Origin of the sequence: 'Camptotheca acuminata' phytoplasma (assembly GCF_041276565.1) — a bacterium.
Lineage (GTDB): Bacteria > Bacillota_I > Bacilli_A > Acholeplasmatales > Acholeplasmataceae > Phytoplasma.
In genome coordinates this window covers 1-19,438 of the sequence record NZ_JBGGGR010000053.1, presented here as the reverse complement: position 1 = coordinate 19,438, position 19,438 = coordinate 1, and the positions used below count along the sequence as shown (strand labels likewise).

Here is a 19,438-nt window from a genome sequence, read left to right as displayed (position 1 = left end):
TTTTTTTTATTTCAACTAATGCTTTTAATCTATATTCTTTTTGTTCTCCTTTGAACTCTGGAAATCTCAAAGGGGGCATCTTTGAGATTAAGACAGACAAAATATTTTTTTATTTAAAAAGAATTGTATTTACGAGTATTTATTTGTGTTTTTTAATTGAAATTTTAAAAATTTTATGTTATTATATTCAAATTAATAAGTAATTTTTCTTTTGGAAAAAATATAATTGTAGGTTTAAATGAAAAATATAAAAGCAAAGATTAATCCTCAAAATAAATATGAATTAATCATACAAGAACCAGCCGATGCAAACGACACAATCAATCTCCAAAAATGTGAAATCGATTGGATAGAATTAATTCAAATAGATAAGTTGCAAGAAATGAAACAAAACTGGGAAAAGGAAAAACTTCAATTAGAAAACCTTTATAAAGACCAAGTTAATAATTTGAAAATCGAAATTCAAAAACAAAAAAATATATTTGATACTCAAATAAGAGACAAAGAAGAAGAAATTAAAAAATTAAAAAGAGAACGTTTTGATAATATTAAATTATTGGGCGAAGAATTAGAAAAATGGTGCAACAACGAAGTAGAACAACACCAAATGTTTATTTTAGATTATGTAGATTGGTTCAAAGATAACAAAGAAGAACAAGGACATAAAGGAGATTATATTTATAAAGTATATCTAAACGAAAATAAATTAGAAACTGAAATATTAACATCCGCTATGTTAGAAATGAAGACAGAAATAAAAAACGAAAATAGAGCTAAAAAACAAAAAAACGAACAACATTTTAAAAAATTAGATACAGATAGAAAAAATAAAAATCTTGAATTTGCGATTTTAGTCAGCGAACTAGAATGGGAACAAGAGAATGATTTGCCAATTAAAAAAGTGAAGGAATATGACAAAATGTATATTGTAAGACCTCCTTATTTAACTACTTTTTTAAGTATTATCACAGCTTTAGCTAACAAATACAAAGAATTAATTGTTAAAAATAAAATAGAAGAATTAAAATTTGAAAATCAAAAAAACATTTTAAATCTTTTCGAACAAATGAAAAATGAAATTTTAAATAACTCTATTGAAAAAGTAAAAAAGAATTTAAGCCAAATATCAGAAGAAAACGCTTTAATTATAAAGGCAGGAAATAATATTTTAGAATATACCGAAAAAATTCAAAAAAAAATTAAGAATATCCAAGAAGTTCATTTTCAAACAATAATAAATAAAATAAATAATTTTAAAATTCAAAAGATAACTGAGCAAATACAATAAATTAAATAAATATATTTAATAAAAAAATTTGATTAATATAAATAAAAATAGAAAGGTGAAAAGATAAAATGCAACAAAAAAATCAACAAAAAGAAAAATGTTTTGAAAAAGAATGGATAGAATATTTAAGTAAAATTGGTTATGAAAATTTAGGTTCAATTAATGAAAAACAGTTACTTGATAACTTCAAAATACAAATTGAAAAATTAAATGCTAACGTTTTAAAAAATAAACCTTTAACTGAGTCTCAATTTGATGAATTAACAAGAGAATTATTTGCGAATACATTTTATTCAAGAGATTCAAAAGGTTTTTTGGATATTCTCAAAAATTAAGAGATGTGATTGTTATTAAAAATGAACAAAACAAAAACCAAATATCTTTAAAACTTTTTAATTCTTATGATTATTCAACTAATAAATTTCAAGTTATTAATCAAATACAAGTAGTTCGACCAAAAAATTTTAAAAAATTTAAACGTTATGATATTGTATTGTTGATTAATGGTTTGCCTTTGGTTCTTATTGAATTAAAGAATATGGATGTTAAAATTTCTGAAGCTTTTGAACAAATAAAAAACAGTTATGTTCCCAATTTCAAAACTTTATTTAATTATGTTCAATTTTTTGTTGTTTCAAATCAAAAAGAATTATGAAGAACAACTAGAAGACGCCATTAAATCAAGATTTACATATCGTGTTGAATTCGTCGCCGGCAATGCCAATGTTAGAAATCAACAATTAAATTTTATGATAAAACAAAGACAAAATCCTTTCAATGAAGAAGCATTAGAATATTTTAAGAAAGTTTTAAATCCTTCGTTAGATTTATTATCAAAAAAAGAAGAATTCAAAAAAGCATATAGAACGTTAGAAAACCTTTTAAAATCATCAGTATCATCTTTTGTTATTTCCAGAAATGAAAATAACGAACCTCACGAAATTCAAGCTTCTAATATAAAAGCCGCTTTTATAGGGACTATCTTAGAAGGTATGGATAAAAAAACAATTTTAGAAAAATTAGAAAATATTAACAAAACACAAGAGTTAGATAATCAAGGTTATATTCTTCAACAAGACGAAAGAACCAAATTAGAAGCGAGAATCAAAGTTTTAGATAAAATCGAAGAATTAGAAAAAGCAAACAATTTAATCATTCAAGCTTACACTCCAAAAATCACACAAGAAGACCCTAAATTTCGATTCTAACAAACCAGAAGAAAAGCCAACTCGAACTAAGGAAAATACCAACAAAGGAGGTGATTTAAAATGATGACTAAAAGACCTTTATTTGATGGAACTTTATTATATACTGATTATTTAAAAGATGATTTTAATGTAATTTCAATTGGAGTTAGCGGAGAAAATCCTAAAGAGATGAAAATTGATTTTTTTCTTTGGTTACAAAATAATTTGCATTATTCGCATATTCAAGACCTAAATTCTTTTTATAAGTTTAGTAGAAATCGAAAAATTAATCGAAAAAAAAGCATCCAATATCAGAAGACAAATTAATTAAAAAAGCTATTGAGTACAATGAAGAATTGCATAATTATAAAATTTCTGAAACAGAAAGATGTACATTCGTGAGTATAATTTTGGTAGCTTTACAAGATAAATTATTTCTCAAAACATATAAAGAGTATACAAACAAAAATAATAAAGAACTTTTAAATCACTTATATACAGCTTGTCACAGAGTATTAACTGAAAACAAGTTGGATGATTCAAAAATAAACATTATTTTATCAGAATATAAAAAACTACAACATAAAAAAATATTAATTGATGATAAAATTACTAAAAATCAACAACAAATTAATAATACTATGTTACAAGATTTTATTAATAAATTTAAAGAAGATATTTTGCCTTTTGTCAATGAAAAGAAATTTGATATTTTGGGGCGTTTTTATACTCAATTTATTAAATATGTAGGAAAAGAAGCTAGTTTAGGATTAGTATTAACTCCTCCTCATATTACTAATTTTTTTACCAAATAGCCGAACTTACTGAAGATATTATTGTTTTAAGATCCATGTTGTGGGACAGGAGGGTTTTTGATTGCAGCTATGAATTATATGGTAGATAAAATAGGAAACGGTAATAATTCAAAAAAACAAGAAATCAAAAAAAATCAATTGATAGGAATCGAAATAAAAGAAGATATGTTTACTCATGCTTGTTCAAATATGATGATGCGAGGAGATGGCAAAAGTCAAATTTATCATGGTGATTGTTTCGACCAAAAATTAAAAAACGAAGTTAAAAAACAAAAACCTAATGTTGCTTTTTTAAACCCTCCTTATCATAAAAATAAAGAAGATCAGTTAAAGTTTATAGAAAATGCTTTAGAATTAATTGATATTAATGGCAAGGGAGTCGCAATTTGTCAAATGTCCACGGTAGTCGGTAATAAAAAAGGAATAGCCGAATTAAGACGTCGTTTGTTGAATAAACATACTTTAGAAGCTGTTTTTTTGATGCCTGACCAATTTATTTCATCCAGTGGGTGTAGTTTTCTTGTATTTTAGTTTTGACCGCTCATAAACCTCATGATATTTCTAATAAAGAAACTTTTTTGGGTATTTTAAAGATGATGGATATGTTCACGGTAAAAATAAAGGTCGGATAGATCAAAAAAATTTATGGAGCGGTATTCAAGAAAAATGGTTAGAAACTTATAAAAATCATAAAAATATTCCGGGTTTATCTGTTACTCACAAAGTAAAAGCAGAAGATGAATGGTGTGCTGAAACGTATATGAAAACTAATTACAATACTTTAACTGAACAAGATTTTATTAAAAAAATGAAAGAATTTTATTGCTTTGAATTTTGTAAATGAGAAATATGATGAAATTAATTAAATTATCAGATTTATTTTAGAACTTAACGCTATGACACTAGACAAAAAAAAGGAATTCCTTTTGTTTCTTGTACATCTCAAAATAACGGAGTATCTGCTTATGTTAAAATAATAAATGAAATTTCTCCTAACCCTCCGAATACCATTTCTTTTAGCGCAAATGGTTCTATTTGTGAAGCTTTTTTACAAAAAAAACCTTATTACAGCGGCAGAGATTTATTTTTTTTAAAAACCCAAAAATGAATTATCCGATGAGCAAATGTTGATTTATTGTGTATATTTAAAAGCTAATAAATATAAATATTCTTATGGAAGAAAAGCCAATAAAACATTTAAAGATTTTTTAGTTCCTAATTTAGATGAAATCAACAAAAAAATACCTCATTATAATGTTGAAACTCCTAGTTTTAAATATCATATTATAGTCAAAAATTAAATTTAAAAAATCAAAAATGGAAATTTTTTAATATTCAAGATATTATCGTTAAATTGGAGATAGGTAAAGAAGCCACTAGCGATTTAACAAAAGGCAATATTCCTTTGATAAGTTATAGCAAAAAAATAATGGAGTAAATAAATTTGTAGATAAAGGCAAAAAACTCTTTAACCCTAGTATTACAGTAGCTAATGGTGGTTCTGTAGGAAGCGCTTTTTATCAAACTTCACCATTTTATACTTTGCCTAATGTGACCGTTTTGAAGATAAAAAATCTTAATGTGTATATTGCTCTTTTTATTATAACTATTATCGAAAAAGAAAAATACAGGTTTAATTACAGTAGACAATTGAACAATGAAAAAATAAAAAAAAGCCTTATAAAATTACCAATTGATACAAAAAGGAAAACCTGATTGGTTATTTATGGAAAATTATATAAAATCTTTACCTTATAGTTTTAATTTAAAATAAATTCATTATTATTTATTATTAAATAATATTAAAAAATTTGAAATTTTACTCATTTTTAAAAAGTTTTATATATTTTTTTTTGATTAACCATTTATTTTTGTTATATTGTTTTGAAAAAATAATAGTTTGGTTAAATTTTTAAAAATTAAAATTATTTCTTTATTAAAAAACGTCAAAAAACCGTTTTTTTTTTTTTTTTTAAAAATAATGTTTTTTGAAAAATTAGTTAGTATTTTGTCTTTTATCAAAATTTTATTTAAAACAGAAGATATATCCATTAATAAAATAAATCGTTTTAATGCATCTTATTATGTATAAATAAATGATATATTTAAACATCTTTTATTTTCATTTCGATTAAAAAATATAATATCCAAAGGAAACATCAACAATAGTTTTAAATTTAAAAATCAATTCTTCTATTGAACATTCTTTTTCTTGGGCAAACATAGAAACAGGTGAAAATGTATTTTTATTTCGTTTATAATCTCCTTCTTGTTTAAAAACAAAAATACGATTTAATTCAAAAAATTCATTCATTAAAAATAATTTAGAATTTGTATAAGAATCCGAAAAATCATAACCTTCACCAAAAAAAATAAAAGGCGTAATATTTTCATGCATAAACATAGTTCGAAAACCTATCAAATTTTTTCCCATTCTTTCGATAGCGTTTCCTATCGCTTGCTTTGGTTTCCCTTCTTCTATTAATTTATCATTCGTTCCTTGATTAAAGTTTTAAAGGTACTTTTGGAATTGTTTTTTAGTGATTAAAAAAGTATCTTTAAAACTTTAATCTAGTGAGGTTCGGTAAAGAATAAATAAATTCTTTATTCATTTGTTTAGAAAAAACATTATTTTCTTGTGGTAGTGTTGTTATTTCGGTTGGTTAAATTTTATTAAGATAAATAATAGTTCCAAAAGTAATCAATAATATAATAAATAAAACAATTAAAATTATCTTTAAATTTTTATGATTTAAATTCAATTAATTTACTTTCCTTGTCTTTAATATTTTTAGTTTGCTAAAATCAAACTAAAAATATTAAAGACAAAAAAAACAAGTGATATATTTTTTTTATCGTTAAATCAATAAAATAAAAAATTGTTTAGATTAAAATATACATCAAATATTTCTTTAAAAATTATAGAAGTAAATAATAGTTAATTGAAAACGAAATCAAAAATAGAAATAAAACTTAAAAAGATAATAAAAACATTAATTCCTAATTTTTAACACTTAAATAGTAAAAAAAGTTTTAATTAAAAAAGAAACTAAAAGGAGAAAAAACATGAAAATTATAAAAATTTTAATTCCGTTCCTTTTGATCGAAATCATTGTATCTGTTATTTTATTGAATAACGGGGAATATTCATTGAATAATTCTTTTCTTGAAAATTTAGTTTCTTCTTTTTTGATTGTGTTTAATTTTGGAGAATTTAAAATTGATGATGTTATTATTTCTTTTTTTATTAAATTAAAGAAATAAGTTATTGTTTCATAAAAAGTTGAATAAGTTAATTTTTGATAAATGGCGAAAATATCATAATTTTGAGAACAAGCCCAACAGCGGAGATATTCTTTTTCGATAGAAGCAATGTTGGAATTATTACCTTGATGGAAAGGGCAGAAAGTAGTTTTTTTAGAATGGTTAATATCGATAAAATTTAAATGTTTAAGTAAAAATTCGATTGATATTTTCGATTTTAAATAGTTAACTTTTTCTGTTAGATTCATAGTTTCTCCTTTTAAAACAAGAAAAAGAGCCTATTAAGCTCTTTTTTGAAATAGATTTTTAATTTTTACTTTATTTGAAAAAAAATTTTAGAAAAAATTTAAAGAATAAGTAGAAAAATTTAAAAATAAAATAAAATAATTCAATAATTTTAATCAATAATTTAAAGGTCGCGTCTATGAATGATAGAAAGAAAGGGAAAATTAATAAAATTAAAATAATGAGAATTAATCCTTTTAAATAATAGGAATTATTTACGATTAAATCGTAAATTGAAACTAATTTTTGAAAAAAATTAACAATAAAGTTAGATATATCTTCTATGATTTTCATAATTAGTCAGAATTATCGAAATCTTTAAATTTTTGAAGTAAATACTTAATTGAATTATTTTTTAATTGTTTACAAATTTGTTTTAAAGAGAGATTATAATATTTATAAAAGACAATAAAGATAATTAAGATAAAAATAAAAATGTATTTTAGTAAATTAAGAATTGTCTTCAATAATTTTAATTCCATAATTTTTTCTCCTTTTTATAAAAAAAGACTTATTTTAAAGTCTTTTTTTCTTTTTAAATTATAGATTTTGATATTAAAAAAAGACCGAGTGGTCTTTTGTTGGGTTGTTTGTTTAAAATTCAAAGTCCGCGTGCGCGTTTCTTAATTCGACATCTGAGAAACCTATGGATTTTAAATGGGCGTCTGTGAAACCTGCAAAGCTTAAATCATAAGCCGAGAAACCAAAAGATTTTAATTCATTTGCATGATAAGAATAAACCTCTTGTATTTTTTTTATTATTTTTCGTTTAAAATTTCTGTAACGAACAAGATTATAAGTTGATTTAATACTATTTTCAGAAGGAAGGTTAATGTTTATTTTTTCCGGAAAAGGAGAAGTTGAAAAATATCCTTGAAAATAATATCTGTTGTCAAATAATTGAGAAGAATAACTTCTCCAACAAGGAGCATTAAAATTAATAGATTTAAACCGAAAAGAAGAACTACTAGTAATACTTACTACATCGGTTCTTCCTTCAATTGAATGAAAAGATATCCCTTCACCAGATTTTCCGTTGTATTGAATTTGTGCCATAGGTGCTCCATCGTATTGATAAACATAGTAATATACCTGTATAAGAATCGTAAAGAGAATTAGCGCTTACGTATTGGTTGTGAAAACGCGCGTTTTTTTTCAATTTTCAATATCTTGAATATATTTGTCTACTTGTTTTTCGATATCAGCGAGTTCTTGGTAGTAATAGAATAAATGGACTTCTTCGATATCTTGCTCGTTTGTGAGGAAAGTGTTAAGGTTAAAAGTATTATTTTTTGCGTATTTGTAATTATCGACATTCGGTCTGTATTTGATAGTGATAACATCCAGATAATCCGGTTGTTTGGTGATAAACCAATTATAATTAGTTCTAAATAAATCATTTCTTGGATTAAAATAAGTTCTTGCATCATTTAATTCGAAATTATTATTAGGATTTAAACCATATTGTCTTTTGATTTCCATAACTTCTTCTTTGTCGATGACGTGATGAGTGTACGTTTTAGTGTTATATTGAGTGAAATTAAAAAGGTAGATGTTTTTTAGCACCGTTGGGAATTTTGAGGAGGTCTTCGATAGTTGGATATTTTATAAAATCAGATAAGACCCTTAACATTTCATCATCGAAATAGACGTAGATGTTTTTTAGCACCGTTGGGAATTTTGAGGAGGTCTTCGATAGTTGGATATTTTATAAAATCAGATAAGACCCTTAACATTTCATCATCGAAATAGACGTAATCGATTGTTTTATTGTGATAAGTATTATTTTTTGGTAAGTTTAAAATTAAACCATCTTTGATATTACCGTTGTATCTACCGACAAGGAGAGGTGTTTGAAAATTAGAGTTCATTTTTTGACGAATGTAATTAGCAACAACGTCTTGTTTTTTTTCGTTAACTTTGTGGAATAATTCGATTTCGTGGATTTTAACATTTTGGTCGATTGGTTTTTTGTTTGCGTTCCAGAAGAAGAAAAATTCCTCAATTCGCCATTCGTGGTAAATTAAGTCATCTATTGTGTAAGTGTAGTCTAAATGAAAATTAGTGTACCATTTTGGTGTCTTATTTTGTATTTTATCTGCTGGGTGTTCTTTTCTTAATTTAACATAAACTAAAAATAAGTCATTCGGTGGGGATTTTAAATACCAATAAGTTCCAGGAGATGAATCAGCGATATAATGAGGTATTTCACTTAAATAAGTAATATTATAAGGCAAATTAAAATTATATAAATAAGGTTTAGCATCATTGAGGTTAAAAATATTGAAATTGTGGATTTTTCTTTTAGGAAGGCGATTGTTATGGTTTTCAGCTTTTTGACACGTTCCTTTGTCTGTTTCTAGACCGATGCCATTATTTTTGTTTTTTTAACGGGTGTATCTTGATATTGTGAGTTTGCATATATTCCTGTGATTGTTAGTGGAATAAAGAAAGTTAGATAAATTATTAAAAAATAATACTTTTTTAATAATGGTCTTATTTTCATATTTTTTTTCCTTTCTAAATAAAAAAAGACCTGAGTCTTTTTTTATTTGGGTTGTTTAATTGTCGGAGTTTTTCTTCGATTTCTTGGATTTGTTTTTTATTTTTTTCGAGGAATTGTTCTATTTTTTGTATTTCTTCTAAAAAAGTTTTTTTATTTTTTTGCAAAGTAGAAAAAGATTTGCTATAAGCTTCTATTTGGTCTTTATTATTTCTGATTTTGCTTTCTAAGCTACCTTTTTCAGACATTAGTTTACCTTTTACATCAGATAAAAGCGACCGTTTATCTTCTATTTTTTTCCTGTCTTTCAAGCTCTTGTTTTTTTGTAAATTTTTCTATTTTTGATAAATTATTTAAATTTGAAATATTTCTTACTTCTTCTCTTTTTTTATTTAATTCTTCTTTTGTTTTATTTATTTCAGAATCTTTTTCATTTATTAAGGAGGGAATTTCTTGAATTCTTGCTTCTTTTGTTGGAATTTCTTTTTCTAACTCTGTAATTTCATCTTGTATTTTTTGGATTTCCTTTTCTACCTAATTCTTTTTTCTCATCTTTTGGTGGTTTTATAGCTTCTAAATTTTGAATTTCTTTTTCTTTTATTAGTTTTTTTCTTTCTTCCTTTTCTTCTTTTACAATAATTTCTTTAACTTTCTTTAAAGAATTATCGTTTTCTTTTTGGGAATTTTGATAATAGTTATATCCTATGAATCCGATAATTCCTAATAAAATAGTAATAATTAATATTTTAAAAAAGTTCATATTTTTTTCCTTTCTTGGTTCTTTTTAAATTATAACTTTTTTTTTTTTTTTGTATTTTAAACGTAAAATTACGAAAAATTAAACTGTTTGCGTAAATTTTCTTGTTTTAATTTTTGATATTCTTCGATTACTGATTTGTTATTAGTTTTCATTGCTTCTTTTAATTTTTCTAATTCTTTTTGTTTTTCTAATAATTTTTCACGTTTTTCTTTTATTTTCTCTTCTTTTGAAATCACTTCTTCTTTTTTGTCACCAATTTTTTTTCGCTTTATCTGCTTCTTCTTGAAATTCATTTTTAAGCTTAATAAAATTTGATACTTCTTTTGTGAATTCCAAAGAAGATTTTGTCGCATGTTTTTTCATATTAGATAATTCTTCTTTTTCTTGTTGTTCGATGTCAGATAATTGTTTTGATTCTTTACTTTTATTGAATTCTTCTAATTTTAAACGTAATTCTTTTAATTTAGCTTCATCTTTGGCAATATCATCATCTAAATCTTTTTTGAGTAATTCGAAACTTTGTGCGTCTAATAATTTCACAGAACCGTCTTCTTTTTTAAGAGTTTTTTTTCAACCAGAAACTTGGGAAATAAAATCACTCACAAATGAACTTGCTTGGTCCTGATATAATAAAGGAGCAGCTATTGCTTTTCCAAAGCCGTCAGCAATTTGTGTAAATTGCCCCATTACATTAAATTTTAAAACTTCACTAGAAATAGTTTTAATAGTACTATTTAAACCATTGAAAAAGCTGGTGAATCCAAAACCATTCTTTAATTTGTATTCTGTTCCCGCTAGTAAGGCGTTTTTTAAAGTTGTTTTAAATTCTTCTAAGGCTTGTTTTTTTCTTCGACTATTTTAATAAATTTTTGGACTTCTTCGATATTTTTATTTATTTTCACTAATCTTTCGGTAGCATTATCGATTTTAAAAAATATTTCTCTGGCATATTCGTCTAATTTTGCTGCCTCTTCTTCTAAAACTTCTCTATTTCGCGTTAATGTAGCGATAGATTTAGTTAAACTTTCTTTTGTGTCTTCTATTCGTTTAATTTCCGCTTCTAAATTACCTTTTTCAGATAATAATTTACCAATTTCTCCACGTAAATCAGAAATTTCTAAAATTAATCGATTTTTATCACCTTCATTAGAAGCTTTTTCTTTTCTTTGGATTAATAATTCTAATTCAGCTTTTTTAGAAGTAATGGTTTTATCTATTTCGTCTTTTTTTGCTTTTTTATTTTTTAATTCTTCATCATTATTAGTTATTTGTTTCATTAAATCATTAATTTCTAAATCAACTTTATGAATTTCGAGAGAATTTTTATCAATATCTTCTTGATTGCTTAGTTTAGCTCTTTCTAGTTGTTTGATATGAAATTCTAATTCACCTCTTTTTTTAATCCATTCCCCTTCGATATCTTTTGCTTCTGTGATAATTTCTTCTTTTATTTTAATATTACCATCTATTGATTTAATGGCATCTTCTGTCGTTTTGAAATCTATTGGTTTTTTAATTCCTGGGCCAAATTTTGTATACCAAATTCCCACCGATAATAAGATTGAAATTAAAATGATAATTAATCCCGATTGGAATGAAAGATAAAGATTAAAAAATTTTAAAAAGTAAAATAGAATTAAAGGAACAATTAAACCAATAAAAATCCAGATAGAGATATTTTGGAATAATCCACCGAAGAAAAAATTAAATATTCTATTAATATTAAATATCATTATTTATTTTCTCCTTCCGTTTTAGTCTCATTTTTTTTATCTTCTTGTTTTTCTTCTGTTTTTTTATCTTTCTTCTTTTTTATCTTGTGAATCTTCTGATTTAATAGATTGTTTTAATTTAGTTAATTGTTCTATATTTTCAGTAGATTGAATAGAATTTTTTATTTTGTCTAATTCGTTCTGTTTTTCATAAAGAAAGTATCCTAAAATACCAATAGTGCAAATTAAAATAAAGAACATTGTTAAATCTAAAATTCTAGATTTGTTAGATTTTTGAAGAGTTTTTGAATTTTTTGTTATTTTTTTTATATTTATTTTCCTTCAAAGAAGATTTAAAACAAGCTTATCAATTAATAATTTCACCAAATACCAGTTTATTAGAAAAAATTGAAAACAAATTAAAGGTAAAAGGAGGTGAATAATATATGTTATCACCATTTTCCGTCCTAAAATGATTTTTTAACTTAAAATCTTATTTAACATGGTTTTTGCTTGCTACTATTGTTTTTGGTCTTTTTTATTTCATCAAAAACCAATTTTCAAACAACCAACAAACAACAACCACAAAAGGTTATTTAACTTACTTTTTAATTATTCTTACCCTATTCATTTTTCTTTACTTATCTTTCTTTCATAAATCTGAATCCATCAACTAATTACACATCTAAATTAAGCAGTAAAATTGATGGAGTAATCGAGAAATATACCAAAACCATTAATAATTACCAGGGTTTAAAAAAAGACTGGGAAGAAGAATTAAAAAAGAATGAAAAAAAATTTAAAAAACTTTTAGAACTTCAAGGGCAAACCAAAGCAGAAAAAATGAAAATCCAAGATGTTTTAGACCAAAAAGAAGTCAAAATTAAAGAATTAAAAACAAAAATATCTAAAAACAATTGATCTATCACTATCTTAAAAGGAAAATTGATTCAACTAGACAAAGAAAAAGAAGCGAAAGAAAAAGAAATTAAACAAAAACAAGAAGAAGCTAAAATAGCTTCTCCTGATGATAAAATTAGATTACAAGCAGAAATTAAAAAACTCCAAGGGGAAATTTCTGAAATTGTTGTCCAAATCGGGAAAATAAAAGTTGAAATTTGGCTCTTAACAGCTGATAAAGATTATTACCAAGATATGTTATCTAGGGCCGAAGAATACCAAAAGGACCTAATGAGAATATTTACGACTTTAAACCAAAAAGAGAAAGAACAATTAAATCTTATCCAAACAGTTGAAAAACGTAAAAAAGAAATCAAAAATAATATTGCGGAAGCGAATTAAAAAATAAAATTAATTGGTATAGAAAGAGAACAATTACGTATTTTACGATCAGGTGCAGACGCAGCTAAATCAGCTTTAGACGATTGGGATAAAAAACATGAATTTAGTTTTGATAATTTACGTGACGCCCTTTTTCATGGAGCCGAATTATTTATGGACGCCTATGGAGGCCGAGGCATGTTAAGAGCGATAGGTAGCAGGATTACAAAAAAAGTCGCAGGAGTGGTTACCAAAGCGGGATTGGCCGTTCATGAAACCCACCATGTAATTCATTTATCCCAAGAACTGTTTTTGAATCCTGACGACGAATTAAAAATGATGTCAAAAGAAACTTTATGATTCAATTTAAGCTCGTATCGACCGTGATTTAGCAAACCTCAAAACAGATGAAAAAGATTATCAACAGAAAATAACTGATTATAAAAACTGTCTAAAAGAGGAAAATTTACAAGAAGAGTAATTAAATGCTGAAATTGCTGTTGTTAAAACGAAAAACAATCATCGACGAATCTACTAGTGAACTAACCAAAAACTTTATTAAAGCTTCTGATAATGATAAATTATACGAAGATAAATATAATTTAGAAAGAGAATTAGCAAATAAAAGAGAAAACGTGAATGAATTAGAAGAACAACTAAAACAGAAGAATCCGAGTTACGCTCGTTCTCAACAACGTTTCTATAGAACAACAAAAAAAATAAAAAATATTATCAATTTCATCCACCGATGATCAATAATTAATGATAAAAATTTATTTCATCGATGAAGCTAAACCAGCAAAACCTTTAACTCCAGAACAATATTACTTAGAACCTGGGTGGTTAACAACACCAAATACTCCAAGAATGAAAGATTCTACCGAAGAAGAACCCTAAGAAAAAATTAAAACCATGCTGTTCGTTTAAAACAAATAAAAAAATATCTTTTCGACGAACCTGCTAATCCTGCTTTCTTACCTCCTGATTTATCAGAGAGAAAATCAATATTATCAAAACTTATGTCTCTAATTTTTTAAAAAGCCGAAGTAAAACAATAAACGAAGACCAAGGCAAAATTGTTGAATATCAAACTAAATTAAATATGATTACTCCGCAAATAAAATCTTTAACAGCAGAAAAAGAGGAGAAAGAAAAAGAAGAAAAAATAAAACGATATCGGGAAAATACGAGTCGAAATCTTGTCCTTACAATCTGATCAAGATTATCACCAAGATATGTTATCAAGGGCCAAAGATTACAAAAAAGACCTAATGGGAACATTTGCGATCTTAACCCAACGAGAAAAAAATGATTTTATAAAATCTCTCAACGAATTTTACGACATCACTTCAGTTGAGGAATAAATAAAAAGGAGTTATAAGTTAAAATGACGAAAACAAAAAAAATAAATTATATTTTTTAACATTTTTTTTAATGATTTATTTAGGATTATTTAATTTAATCAATGTTAATCCAGTTATGGCAATGGATCCAAACCTTGCAGGAACTAGTAGTAATCAACCTGTTCATCAGAACCTCACCATCGAAGAAGAAATAATTAATTCAAAACAGCAAATTTATGCTAATGCAACCGAAATAGCAAACATAGATAAAGAATTACAAGGAAGTATCAACTAATGAACAAAAATAAATTCTCTTAAAATTAAAAGAAAATTGCAAACAATTAATTGATAATCAAAAACGACAAATAAAAGCTTGCAAAAAACTTTTAAAATTTTTAAATGATGAAAATAACTAAAATATCATTAACATGAAAAATTAAATTATTTATAATCTATAAGACCTTTTTTGAAAGGTCTTTTTTATTTAACAATACTTACCCAAATATTCAAACTCTTAAAACAAGAGTGGGTTTTGATTTTCAGTTAATAAAAATATGAATATTTTTATTAACTGAAAAAATAAAGGAATTTTAATAATATGAAAAATTTCGAAAAACGATTTTTGAATCGCTTTGTTAATATTTTAGGAAACAGAAGAAAGAAGTATGGCTAAAAAACTGAAAACGAAACTTTGATGAAGGAGGGTGTTGTACAATGTTTAGTATTTCGAAATCCCCTTTTTTAAAATATTACTTCATCATATTATTTATGATTATTTTTAATGTTATCCCTAACATCTCTGCTTATTCTTATTTTCATAGTAAAATAAAACCCAAATAAAACTAGCTGATTACCAAACTCTTCAACAAGAATGGTCGGCAGCAACTCAACCTCCAATGAAAAGATACGATATTCCTGTTTTAAGTAAAGAAAGTATTCCTGACATCTTAAAATATTTTGATATTAATGCTTCTACTTATGGTTTGTATAAACCTAGTTATAATTACTATGGTACTCGTCATTTTTTTGTTCGAATTAAAAGATCCTCCACCAGGATTAATAAGAGTTTATTTTCAACCTAGAAATAATCTTTTTTTCGCTACTTACCCTGTAAAAAATGATGGATCTGACCGCTCCCAATAAAGTGGTACTAGTTGTAAGTCCTATACAAAGTCAAATTATTTATTAAAAAAAATTAATAAATAATTTGACTTTTTTTATAATAAAGATACTGAAAAGCGTCATTTATGATAGAATAAGGAACTTCTTGATAGGCTTCTAGTTTGATAATAATTCTCTTGTTAAATTTTCGAGGTTTTTCGATTCTTCTTCATTTAAAAGAAATTTCTTTAATTTTATTTTTTTAAAAAGGAAAATTAGTGTTTTTTTTGTAAAAAAAATACTTTCATTTGAAAAAACCAAATGTTGTTACAGTTTTCCTTCTGAAATATTGGCGAACTCCTTCTATTATAATTCCTCTTTTTTTGCCTTTTCATCAAAAGTAGTTTTTTTAATTATCTCTTCCGATAAAATAAATTAAAACTATAAATAATAAGAGATAAGATAATAAATCTGTTATAAGAAAACCACAATAATAATAGGAACCTTTAAAATATCTTCTTACCATTATATAGGTAAAATTCATAAAGAGAATGACAATTAGTTTTTTATCCATTTTTTACTTGTTCCTTTTAATAAAATAACTTAAAAATATAATAATAAAAATACGATATATCGAATCCTTAATAAAGGCAGAGAAAAAATATATAATATTTCTCGTTATTTATATTCCTATTGTATATATAAAACTAATAAAAAGAATAAAAATTTTTACTAAATCATTTAATTTAATGGTATTTGAAGTGATTTATCGTTTTAAAGTCAAATCATTTAATAAAAAAAATGATAAAAAATGATTTAATTTTTTTCTTTTTTTAAATTTGATTTTTTTATTTTTCATTTGTTGAAAAAATTTTTTGTTTTATCATTAAAACGATTAATAAATAATTTTTGATTTTGATAAAATATGATTTTTTAAAGTTAAATAGGATTTAAAAACAATCTTTTTTTTAGTTTTCATAACTTTTTTTATAAAAAAATCTATTTATCCTAGAGAAATATTAATTAATATTTTAGAAAAATCAAAAATAGCACTACCTGTGTAAAATATTATGCTCTTTATTTAAGGAAAATATAGTTAAAACAAGTTTAAAGACAATTAAAGTAATATTTTAATTATTAAAATGTTATGGAGCTAATTAAAAAAATATTCTTTGATAGTTTTTAATTTCTTATCCGAAAAAAATAAAAAATTATCTTAAATATTTTTGATTATTGATTTCTAAAAATATTAATTCCTACAAATAAAAAAATTTTTTAAAAAATAGTTTTTTTATTGTGTAATAAATTTATCAAAAAAAGGATTCTATCAATTAATGTTAAAATCTTTCGTTAAATGGGTTGGTGGAAAAAATCAACTTTTGTCTATTTTAGAAATTTTTACTAAAGAATATCAAGAAGATTTACAAAACGGTAAACGAATTTATTTTGAGCCTTTTTTAGGAGTTGGAGCTTTGTTTTTACATTTACAACCTTCAAAAGCTATTATTAATGATATTAACGAAGAATTAATTACTACATGGAAAACTTTAAAAACGTCTTCTCGTGAAGTAATTAATCTTTTAGAAGAATACGTTCAAAAATTAAATGAATTCAAAGAAAAATTTTATTATCAATTAAGAGACGAACCAATTAATCAAAAAGATCCTATTTATAGAACCGCTCGTTTTATTTTTTTAAATAAAACGGGATTTAATGGGATTTATAGAGTTAATTCTAAAAACAAATTTAATGTTACTTTTAATAAAAAAACAAACATTAATTTAAATACAATTGTTAATCTTGATAACTTAAAACAATTGATTCGATTTTTAAATAAAAAAAATATTATTCAAATCTTACAACAAGATTTTGTCAACGTTATCTCACAAGCTCAAAAGGGAGATTTAATTTTTTGTGATCCTCCTTATGACATCGAAACAAAATCTTCTTTTGATTCTTATAATCCTATCGCTTTCGGTAAAGAAGGTCAAATTAGATTATTTAACGAATTAAAAAAAGCTGATGAACGTGGAGTAATATGGATTTTAACGAATCACAGTACAAAATTTATTAATGATTTGTATAAAGATTTCAATATTCAAAATGTACCTGTTGATCGTTTTATTAATTCTAATGGTGATAAACGTAAAAACGCTACTTTTGAAACTATTATTACTAGCTATCCTCTGTCTTCATCTCAACAAAAAGAAATCGATCTTGAAATTTTTTCGAAAGAATTAAAAACAACTTCTTTTTTTCTTTCTGGATATACAAGTTGGAAAAAACATACTGAATTTTTGAAAGAAAATGAAAATTTAATTGAAGAATTGAATAACTTATGTATCCAAATCAGAAACAGAATTTTGGGATAAGTTTTGCCCAACTTATCATTTAAATCCAACATGTTTTAAACTTTTACCTTTTTTAATATCAAATAATGATTTTGTTCGTGACAAAAAGTTTATTTATATAAACGATCAAAACCAAGAAATTATTTTCGATTACCAAAATAAAGAGATAGTTGTTAATTTTATAAAAAATTCTAAAATTTTGGATTTTTTATTTTTAAACCCTAATTGTAAAGATATTAAAACTTTTATTTTTGGTATAAAAACAGGAATATCGTCTCACGATCGAAAAAATAAATCAAGTTCATTTTTGCCTAATTTGATTAAAAAACAACTAATTAAAAAAGAAGTTGAATTCAAAACAGAAATATATTTGAACAAATTCATATCTTATGAACAAATCGATCAAAAAAAGAAATTAAATTTTTATTTTAAAATCAATGAAACTCATTATTTACTTGAATGTAGTTTTTTTTAATACTAGCGGTTCTAAAATAAATAGTGAATTAGATAGAATGTTACAATTAACTCAAAAAATTAATAATATCGAAAATAAACAATTTAAATTTATCTATGTTATTGATGGCCCAGGCTTGAAAAAAAATTTAGCACAAATTAAAAAATTTCAAGAAATATCAAATTTATACAATTTGAAAAGATTTATAGATTTTTTAGATAATGATTTGATTTATTTGTTGGTTTTAACTCTGCGGGATCAATGACATAAGACCATTATCTTTTTATTCTGGATGCTATTGTGATTTTTTTATTTCTTTTTCTATTGTTTCTTCTCTTTTTTTAAATTATACGGAAGTTTTTAAATTATAAATTATTTTAGTTGGATTTTTTTTGGATAGAAATATTAGGTATTTAGACACTAGTTATTTGGACGAGGTTCATTTGGTGGTGTTGGAGGTTTGGTTCTATCGAAATAATCATGGAAATAATTACGTAAAATTCCATCATCAGTAGTACCCGCTGTTATCTTTTCGTCGCTTTCAAAATACCAATTATCAATAAACCATCCCTTATTATATATGTATGAAATTTTGTCACCATGAGTTTTTCCATAATGAATGCCTTCGATTTCACTTGAAGACGAGGAGTAAATTGTTGTATTTGAACGACCTAGTTTATTTCTGACCTCATAACCGTTGTGTTTACCCTTTTTAAAGTCGGCTTGTTTTTTTCAGTCGAGGAGTTTTTGGTCGTATTTTTTCCATTGGTCAAGAATAGATAACGATTTATTAATTTGGTATTCAGGAGCGGTTTGAGGTTTGGGTGTTTTGGGTCTGTGTTGGTTTGGTAAGATTGAAAAATTAAAAAAATTCCTAAAATAAATATAAGAAAAGCAAAAAGAGATATTTTAATTTTGGTATTTTTAGTCAATTCTTTTACCTCCTTTTATTTATACATCCTGACCGCCCCAATAAAGTGGTACCAGTTCTAAGTCCCATACAAAACAAAGTCAAATTATTTATTAAAAAAAATTAATAAATGATTTGACTTTTTTTATTTATGAATGGGAATAAAAAAAGTTGAATCAAAATA

At 24.5% G+C, this 19,438-nt stretch carries 29 protein-coding genes and 2 pseudogenes; 20 read left to right on the top strand and 11 right to left on the bottom strand.

Features of this window, described 5'->3' with window-relative positions:
- Positions 1 to 238: 238 nt before the first annotated feature.
- From AB6A63_RS02650 to AB6A63_RS02605, 10 genes and pseudogenes are all read left to right on the top strand, one after another.
- Positions 239 to 1,288, top strand: a complete 1,050-nt coding sequence (locus tag AB6A63_RS02650) for a DUF2130 domain-containing protein (RefSeq protein WP_370431127.1) — start codon at positions 239 to 241, stop codon at positions 1,286 to 1,288.
- A 68-nt stretch (positions 1,289 to 1,356) separates the two neighbouring features.
- Positions 1,357 to 1,623, top strand: coding sequence for a hypothetical protein (locus AB6A63_RS02645; protein ID WP_370431126.1), 267 nt, complete (start codon positions 1,357 to 1,359; stop codon positions 1,621 to 1,623).
- A 5-nt stretch (positions 1,624 to 1,628) separates the two neighbouring features.
- Positions 1,629 to 1,943 carry a type I restriction endonuclease gene (locus AB6A63_RS02640; protein ID WP_370431125.1) on the top strand — a complete coding sequence of 105 codons (315 nt, stop codon included), beginning with the start codon at positions 1,629 to 1,631 and terminating at the stop codon, positions 1,941 to 1,943.
- Positions 1,903 to 2,496, top strand: coding sequence for a hypothetical protein (locus AB6A63_RS02635; protein ID WP_370431124.1), 594 nt, complete (start codon positions 1,903 to 1,905; stop codon positions 2,494 to 2,496). Before AB6A63_RS02640 ends, AB6A63_RS02635 begins: the two co-directional genes overlap by 41 nt.
- A gap of 60 nt (positions 2,497 to 2,556) precedes the next feature.
- A complete protein-coding gene (locus AB6A63_RS02630) occupies positions 2,557 to 2,802 on the top strand; it encodes a hypothetical protein (protein ID WP_370431123.1) in 246 nt (81 codons plus the stop codon).
- A 71-nt stretch (positions 2,803 to 2,873) separates the two neighbouring features.
- Entirely contained in the window at positions 2,874 to 3,290 is a 417-nt protein-coding gene (locus AB6A63_RS02625; RefSeq protein ID WP_370431122.1) for a hypothetical protein, read from the top strand.
- A gap of 42 nt (positions 3,291 to 3,332) precedes the next feature.
- Positions 3,333 to 3,821 (top strand): annotated as a pseudogene (locus AB6A63_RS02620) (N-6 DNA methylase); the annotation flags it as partial.
- Between the two features lie 388 nt (positions 3,822 to 4,209).
- Complete coding sequence (locus AB6A63_RS02615; RefSeq protein ID WP_370431137.1) at positions 4,210 to 4,398, top strand: hypothetical protein; 189 nt, start codon at positions 4,210 to 4,212, stop codon at positions 4,396 to 4,398.
- Positions 4,399 to 4,414: 16 nt separating this feature from the next.
- Positions 4,415 to 4,591, top strand: coding sequence for a hypothetical protein (locus tag AB6A63_RS02610; RefSeq protein ID WP_370431121.1), 177 nt, complete (start codon positions 4,415 to 4,417; stop codon positions 4,589 to 4,591).
- 160 nt (positions 4,592 to 4,751) lie between these two features.
- Positions 4,752 to 5,006 (top strand): annotated as a pseudogene (locus AB6A63_RS02605) (restriction endonuclease subunit S); the annotation flags it as partial.
- Positions 5,007 to 5,421: 415 nt separating this feature from the next.
- Here the strand turns inward: AB6A63_RS02605 and AB6A63_RS02600 are convergent.
- From AB6A63_RS02600 to AB6A63_RS02550, 11 genes are all read right to left on the bottom strand, one after another.
- Entirely contained in the window at positions 5,422 to 5,724 is a 303-nt protein-coding gene (locus tag AB6A63_RS02600) for a restriction endonuclease (RefSeq protein WP_370431120.1), read from the bottom strand.
- Between the two features lie 580 nt (positions 5,725 to 6,304).
- A complete protein-coding gene (locus AB6A63_RS02595; protein WP_370431119.1) occupies positions 6,305 to 6,802 on the bottom strand; it encodes a CHC2 zinc finger domain-containing protein in 498 nt (165 codons plus the stop codon).
- Between the two features lie 631 nt (positions 6,803 to 7,433).
- Positions 7,434 to 7,895: a hypothetical protein gene (locus AB6A63_RS02590; protein WP_370431118.1), complete on the bottom strand. Its 462-nt coding sequence runs from the start codon at positions 7,893 to 7,895 to the stop codon at positions 7,434 to 7,436.
- Positions 7,896 to 7,994: 99 nt separating this feature from the next.
- Positions 7,995 to 8,405 carry a hypothetical protein gene (locus tag AB6A63_RS02585; RefSeq protein WP_370431117.1) on the bottom strand — a complete coding sequence of 137 codons (411 nt, stop codon included), beginning with the start codon at positions 8,403 to 8,405 and terminating at the stop codon, positions 7,995 to 7,997.
- Positions 8,406 to 8,476: 71 nt separating this feature from the next.
- A complete protein-coding gene (locus AB6A63_RS02580; protein WP_370431116.1) occupies positions 8,477 to 9,076 on the bottom strand; it encodes a hypothetical protein in 600 nt (199 codons plus the stop codon).
- 283 nt (positions 9,077 to 9,359) lie between these two features.
- Entirely contained in the window at positions 9,360 to 9,653 is a 294-nt protein-coding gene (locus AB6A63_RS02575) for a hypothetical protein (protein WP_370431115.1), read from the bottom strand.
- Positions 9,654 to 9,844: 191 nt separating this feature from the next.
- Positions 9,845 to 10,102, bottom strand: coding sequence for a hypothetical protein (locus tag AB6A63_RS02570; RefSeq protein ID WP_370431114.1), 258 nt, complete (start codon positions 10,100 to 10,102; stop codon positions 9,845 to 9,847).
- A 68-nt stretch (positions 10,103 to 10,170) separates the two neighbouring features.
- A complete protein-coding gene (locus AB6A63_RS02565; protein ID WP_370431113.1) occupies positions 10,171 to 10,338 on the bottom strand; it encodes a hypothetical protein in 168 nt (55 codons plus the stop codon).
- 13 nt (positions 10,339 to 10,351) lie between these two features.
- Positions 10,352 to 10,642: a hypothetical protein gene (locus AB6A63_RS02560; RefSeq protein WP_370431112.1), complete on the bottom strand. Its 291-nt coding sequence runs from the start codon at positions 10,640 to 10,642 to the stop codon at positions 10,352 to 10,354.
- 290 nt (positions 10,643 to 10,932) lie between these two features.
- The gene (locus tag AB6A63_RS02555) at positions 10,933 to 11,652 is read right to left on the bottom strand and encodes a hypothetical protein (protein ID WP_370431111.1); all 720 of its coding nucleotides are present in this window, start codon (positions 11,650 to 11,652) and stop codon (positions 10,933 to 10,935) included.
- A gap of 246 nt (positions 11,653 to 11,898) precedes the next feature.
- On the bottom strand, positions 11,899 to 12,075 hold the full coding sequence (locus AB6A63_RS02550) for a hypothetical protein (protein WP_370431110.1): 177 nt from the start codon (positions 12,073 to 12,075) through the stop codon (positions 11,899 to 11,901).
- Positions 12,076 to 12,759: 684 nt separating this feature from the next.
- On the opposite strand from AB6A63_RS02550, the gene AB6A63_RS02545 reads away from it, so the two are divergent.
- The 10 genes from AB6A63_RS02545 to AB6A63_RS02500 all read left to right on the top strand — a co-directional run bounded on the left by AB6A63_RS02545 (position 12,760) and on the right by AB6A63_RS02500 (position 18,609).
- Positions 12,760 to 13,116 carry a hypothetical protein gene (locus AB6A63_RS02545; protein ID WP_370431109.1) on the top strand — a complete coding sequence of 119 codons (357 nt, stop codon included), beginning with the start codon at positions 12,760 to 12,762 and terminating at the stop codon, positions 13,114 to 13,116.
- A 153-nt stretch (positions 13,117 to 13,269) separates the two neighbouring features.
- Complete coding sequence (locus AB6A63_RS02540; protein ID WP_370431108.1) at positions 13,270 to 13,455, top strand: hypothetical protein; 186 nt, start codon at positions 13,270 to 13,272, stop codon at positions 13,453 to 13,455.
- A 125-nt stretch (positions 13,456 to 13,580) separates the two neighbouring features.
- Positions 13,581 to 13,847, top strand: coding sequence for a hypothetical protein (locus AB6A63_RS02535; protein WP_370431107.1), 267 nt, complete (start codon positions 13,581 to 13,583; stop codon positions 13,845 to 13,847).
- Between the two features lie 10 nt (positions 13,848 to 13,857).
- Entirely contained in the window at positions 13,858 to 13,992 is a 135-nt protein-coding gene (locus AB6A63_RS02530; RefSeq protein ID WP_370431106.1) for a hypothetical protein, read from the top strand.
- Positions 13,993 to 14,294: 302 nt separating this feature from the next.
- Positions 14,295 to 14,459, top strand: a complete 165-nt coding sequence (locus AB6A63_RS02525; RefSeq protein WP_370431105.1) for a hypothetical protein — start codon at positions 14,295 to 14,297, stop codon at positions 14,457 to 14,459.
- A 121-nt stretch (positions 14,460 to 14,580) separates the two neighbouring features.
- Positions 14,581 to 14,733, top strand: coding sequence for a hypothetical protein (locus AB6A63_RS02520; protein WP_370431138.1), 153 nt, complete (start codon positions 14,581 to 14,583; stop codon positions 14,731 to 14,733).
- A 601-nt stretch (positions 14,734 to 15,334) separates the two neighbouring features.
- Complete coding sequence (locus AB6A63_RS02515; protein ID WP_370431104.1) at positions 15,335 to 15,520, top strand: hypothetical protein; 186 nt, start codon at positions 15,335 to 15,337, stop codon at positions 15,518 to 15,520.
- Between the two features lie 1,353 nt (positions 15,521 to 16,873).
- Positions 16,874 to 17,911, top strand: a complete 1,038-nt coding sequence (locus tag AB6A63_RS02510; RefSeq protein WP_370431103.1) for a DNA adenine methylase — start codon at positions 16,874 to 16,876, stop codon at positions 17,909 to 17,911.
- Positions 17,871 to 18,365: a DpnII family type II restriction endonuclease gene (locus AB6A63_RS02505; protein WP_370431136.1), complete on the top strand. Its 495-nt coding sequence runs from the start codon at positions 17,871 to 17,873 to the stop codon at positions 18,363 to 18,365. Before AB6A63_RS02510 ends, AB6A63_RS02505 begins: the two co-directional genes overlap by 41 nt.
- A complete protein-coding gene (locus AB6A63_RS02500; RefSeq protein ID WP_370431102.1) occupies positions 18,328 to 18,609 on the top strand; it encodes a DpnII family type II restriction endonuclease in 282 nt (93 codons plus the stop codon). The genes AB6A63_RS02505 and AB6A63_RS02500 overlap by 38 nt, the downstream gene beginning before the upstream one ends.
- Positions 18,610 to 19,438 lie beyond the last annotated feature (829 nt).

What these genes read in the sequence shown, in the direction of transcription:
- AB6A63_RS02650 (WP_370431127.1), top strand. Translation starts at nt 239, where the DNA reads ATGAAAAATATAAAAGCAAAGATTAATCCTCAAAATAAATATGAATTA.
- AB6A63_RS02645 (WP_370431126.1), top strand. Translation starts at nt 1,357, where the DNA reads ATGCAACAAAAAAATCAACAAAAAGAAAAATGTTTTGAAAAAGAATGG.
- AB6A63_RS02635 (WP_370431124.1), top strand. Translation starts at nt 1,903, where the DNA reads ATGTTCAATTTTTTGTTGTTTCAAATCAAAAAGAATTATGAAGAACAA.
- AB6A63_RS02630 (WP_370431123.1), top strand. Translation starts at nt 2,557, where the DNA reads ATGATGACTAAAAGACCTTTATTTGATGGAACTTTATTATATACTGAT.
- AB6A63_RS02610 (WP_370431121.1), top strand. Translation starts at nt 4,415, where the DNA reads ATGTTGATTTATTGTGTATATTTAAAAGCTAATAAATATAAATATTCT.
- AB6A63_RS02600 (WP_370431120.1), bottom strand. Translation starts at nt 5,724, where the DNA reads ATGGGAAAAAATTTGATAGGTTTTCGAACTATGTTTATGCATGAAAAT.
- AB6A63_RS02595 (WP_370431119.1), bottom strand. Translation starts at nt 6,802, where the DNA reads ATGAATCTAACAGAAAAAGTTAACTATTTAAAATCGAAAATATCAATC.
- AB6A63_RS02590 (WP_370431118.1), bottom strand. Translation starts at nt 7,895, where the DNA reads ATGGCACAAATTCAATACAACGGAAAATCTGGTGAAGGGATATCTTTT.
- AB6A63_RS02570 (WP_370431114.1), bottom strand. Translation starts at nt 10,102, where the DNA reads ATGAACTTTTTTAAAATATTAATTATTACTATTTTATTAGGAATTATC.
- AB6A63_RS02550 (WP_370431110.1), bottom strand. Translation starts at nt 12,075, where the DNA reads ATGTTCTTTATTTTAATTTGCACTATTGGTATTTTAGGATACTTTCTT.
- AB6A63_RS02540 (WP_370431108.1), top strand. Translation starts at nt 13,270, where the DNA reads ATGGACGCCTATGGAGGCCGAGGCATGTTAAGAGCGATAGGTAGCAGG.
- AB6A63_RS02535 (WP_370431107.1), top strand. Translation starts at nt 13,581, where the DNA reads ATGCTGAAATTGCTGTTGTTAAAACGAAAAACAATCATCGACGAATCT.
- AB6A63_RS02530 (WP_370431106.1), top strand. Translation starts at nt 13,858, where the DNA reads ATGATAAAAATTTATTTCATCGATGAAGCTAAACCAGCAAAACCTTTA.
- AB6A63_RS02520 (WP_370431138.1), top strand. Translation starts at nt 14,581, where the DNA reads ATGGATCCAAACCTTGCAGGAACTAGTAGTAATCAACCTGTTCATCAG.
- AB6A63_RS02515 (WP_370431104.1), top strand. Translation starts at nt 15,335, where the DNA reads ATGAAAAGATACGATATTCCTGTTTTAAGTAAAGAAAGTATTCCTGAC.
- AB6A63_RS02510 (WP_370431103.1), top strand. Translation starts at nt 16,874, where the DNA reads ATGTTAAAATCTTTCGTTAAATGGGTTGGTGGAAAAAATCAACTTTTG.
- AB6A63_RS02500 (WP_370431102.1), top strand. Translation starts at nt 18,328, where the DNA reads ATGAAACTCATTATTTACTTGAATGTAGTTTTTTTTAATACTAGCGGT.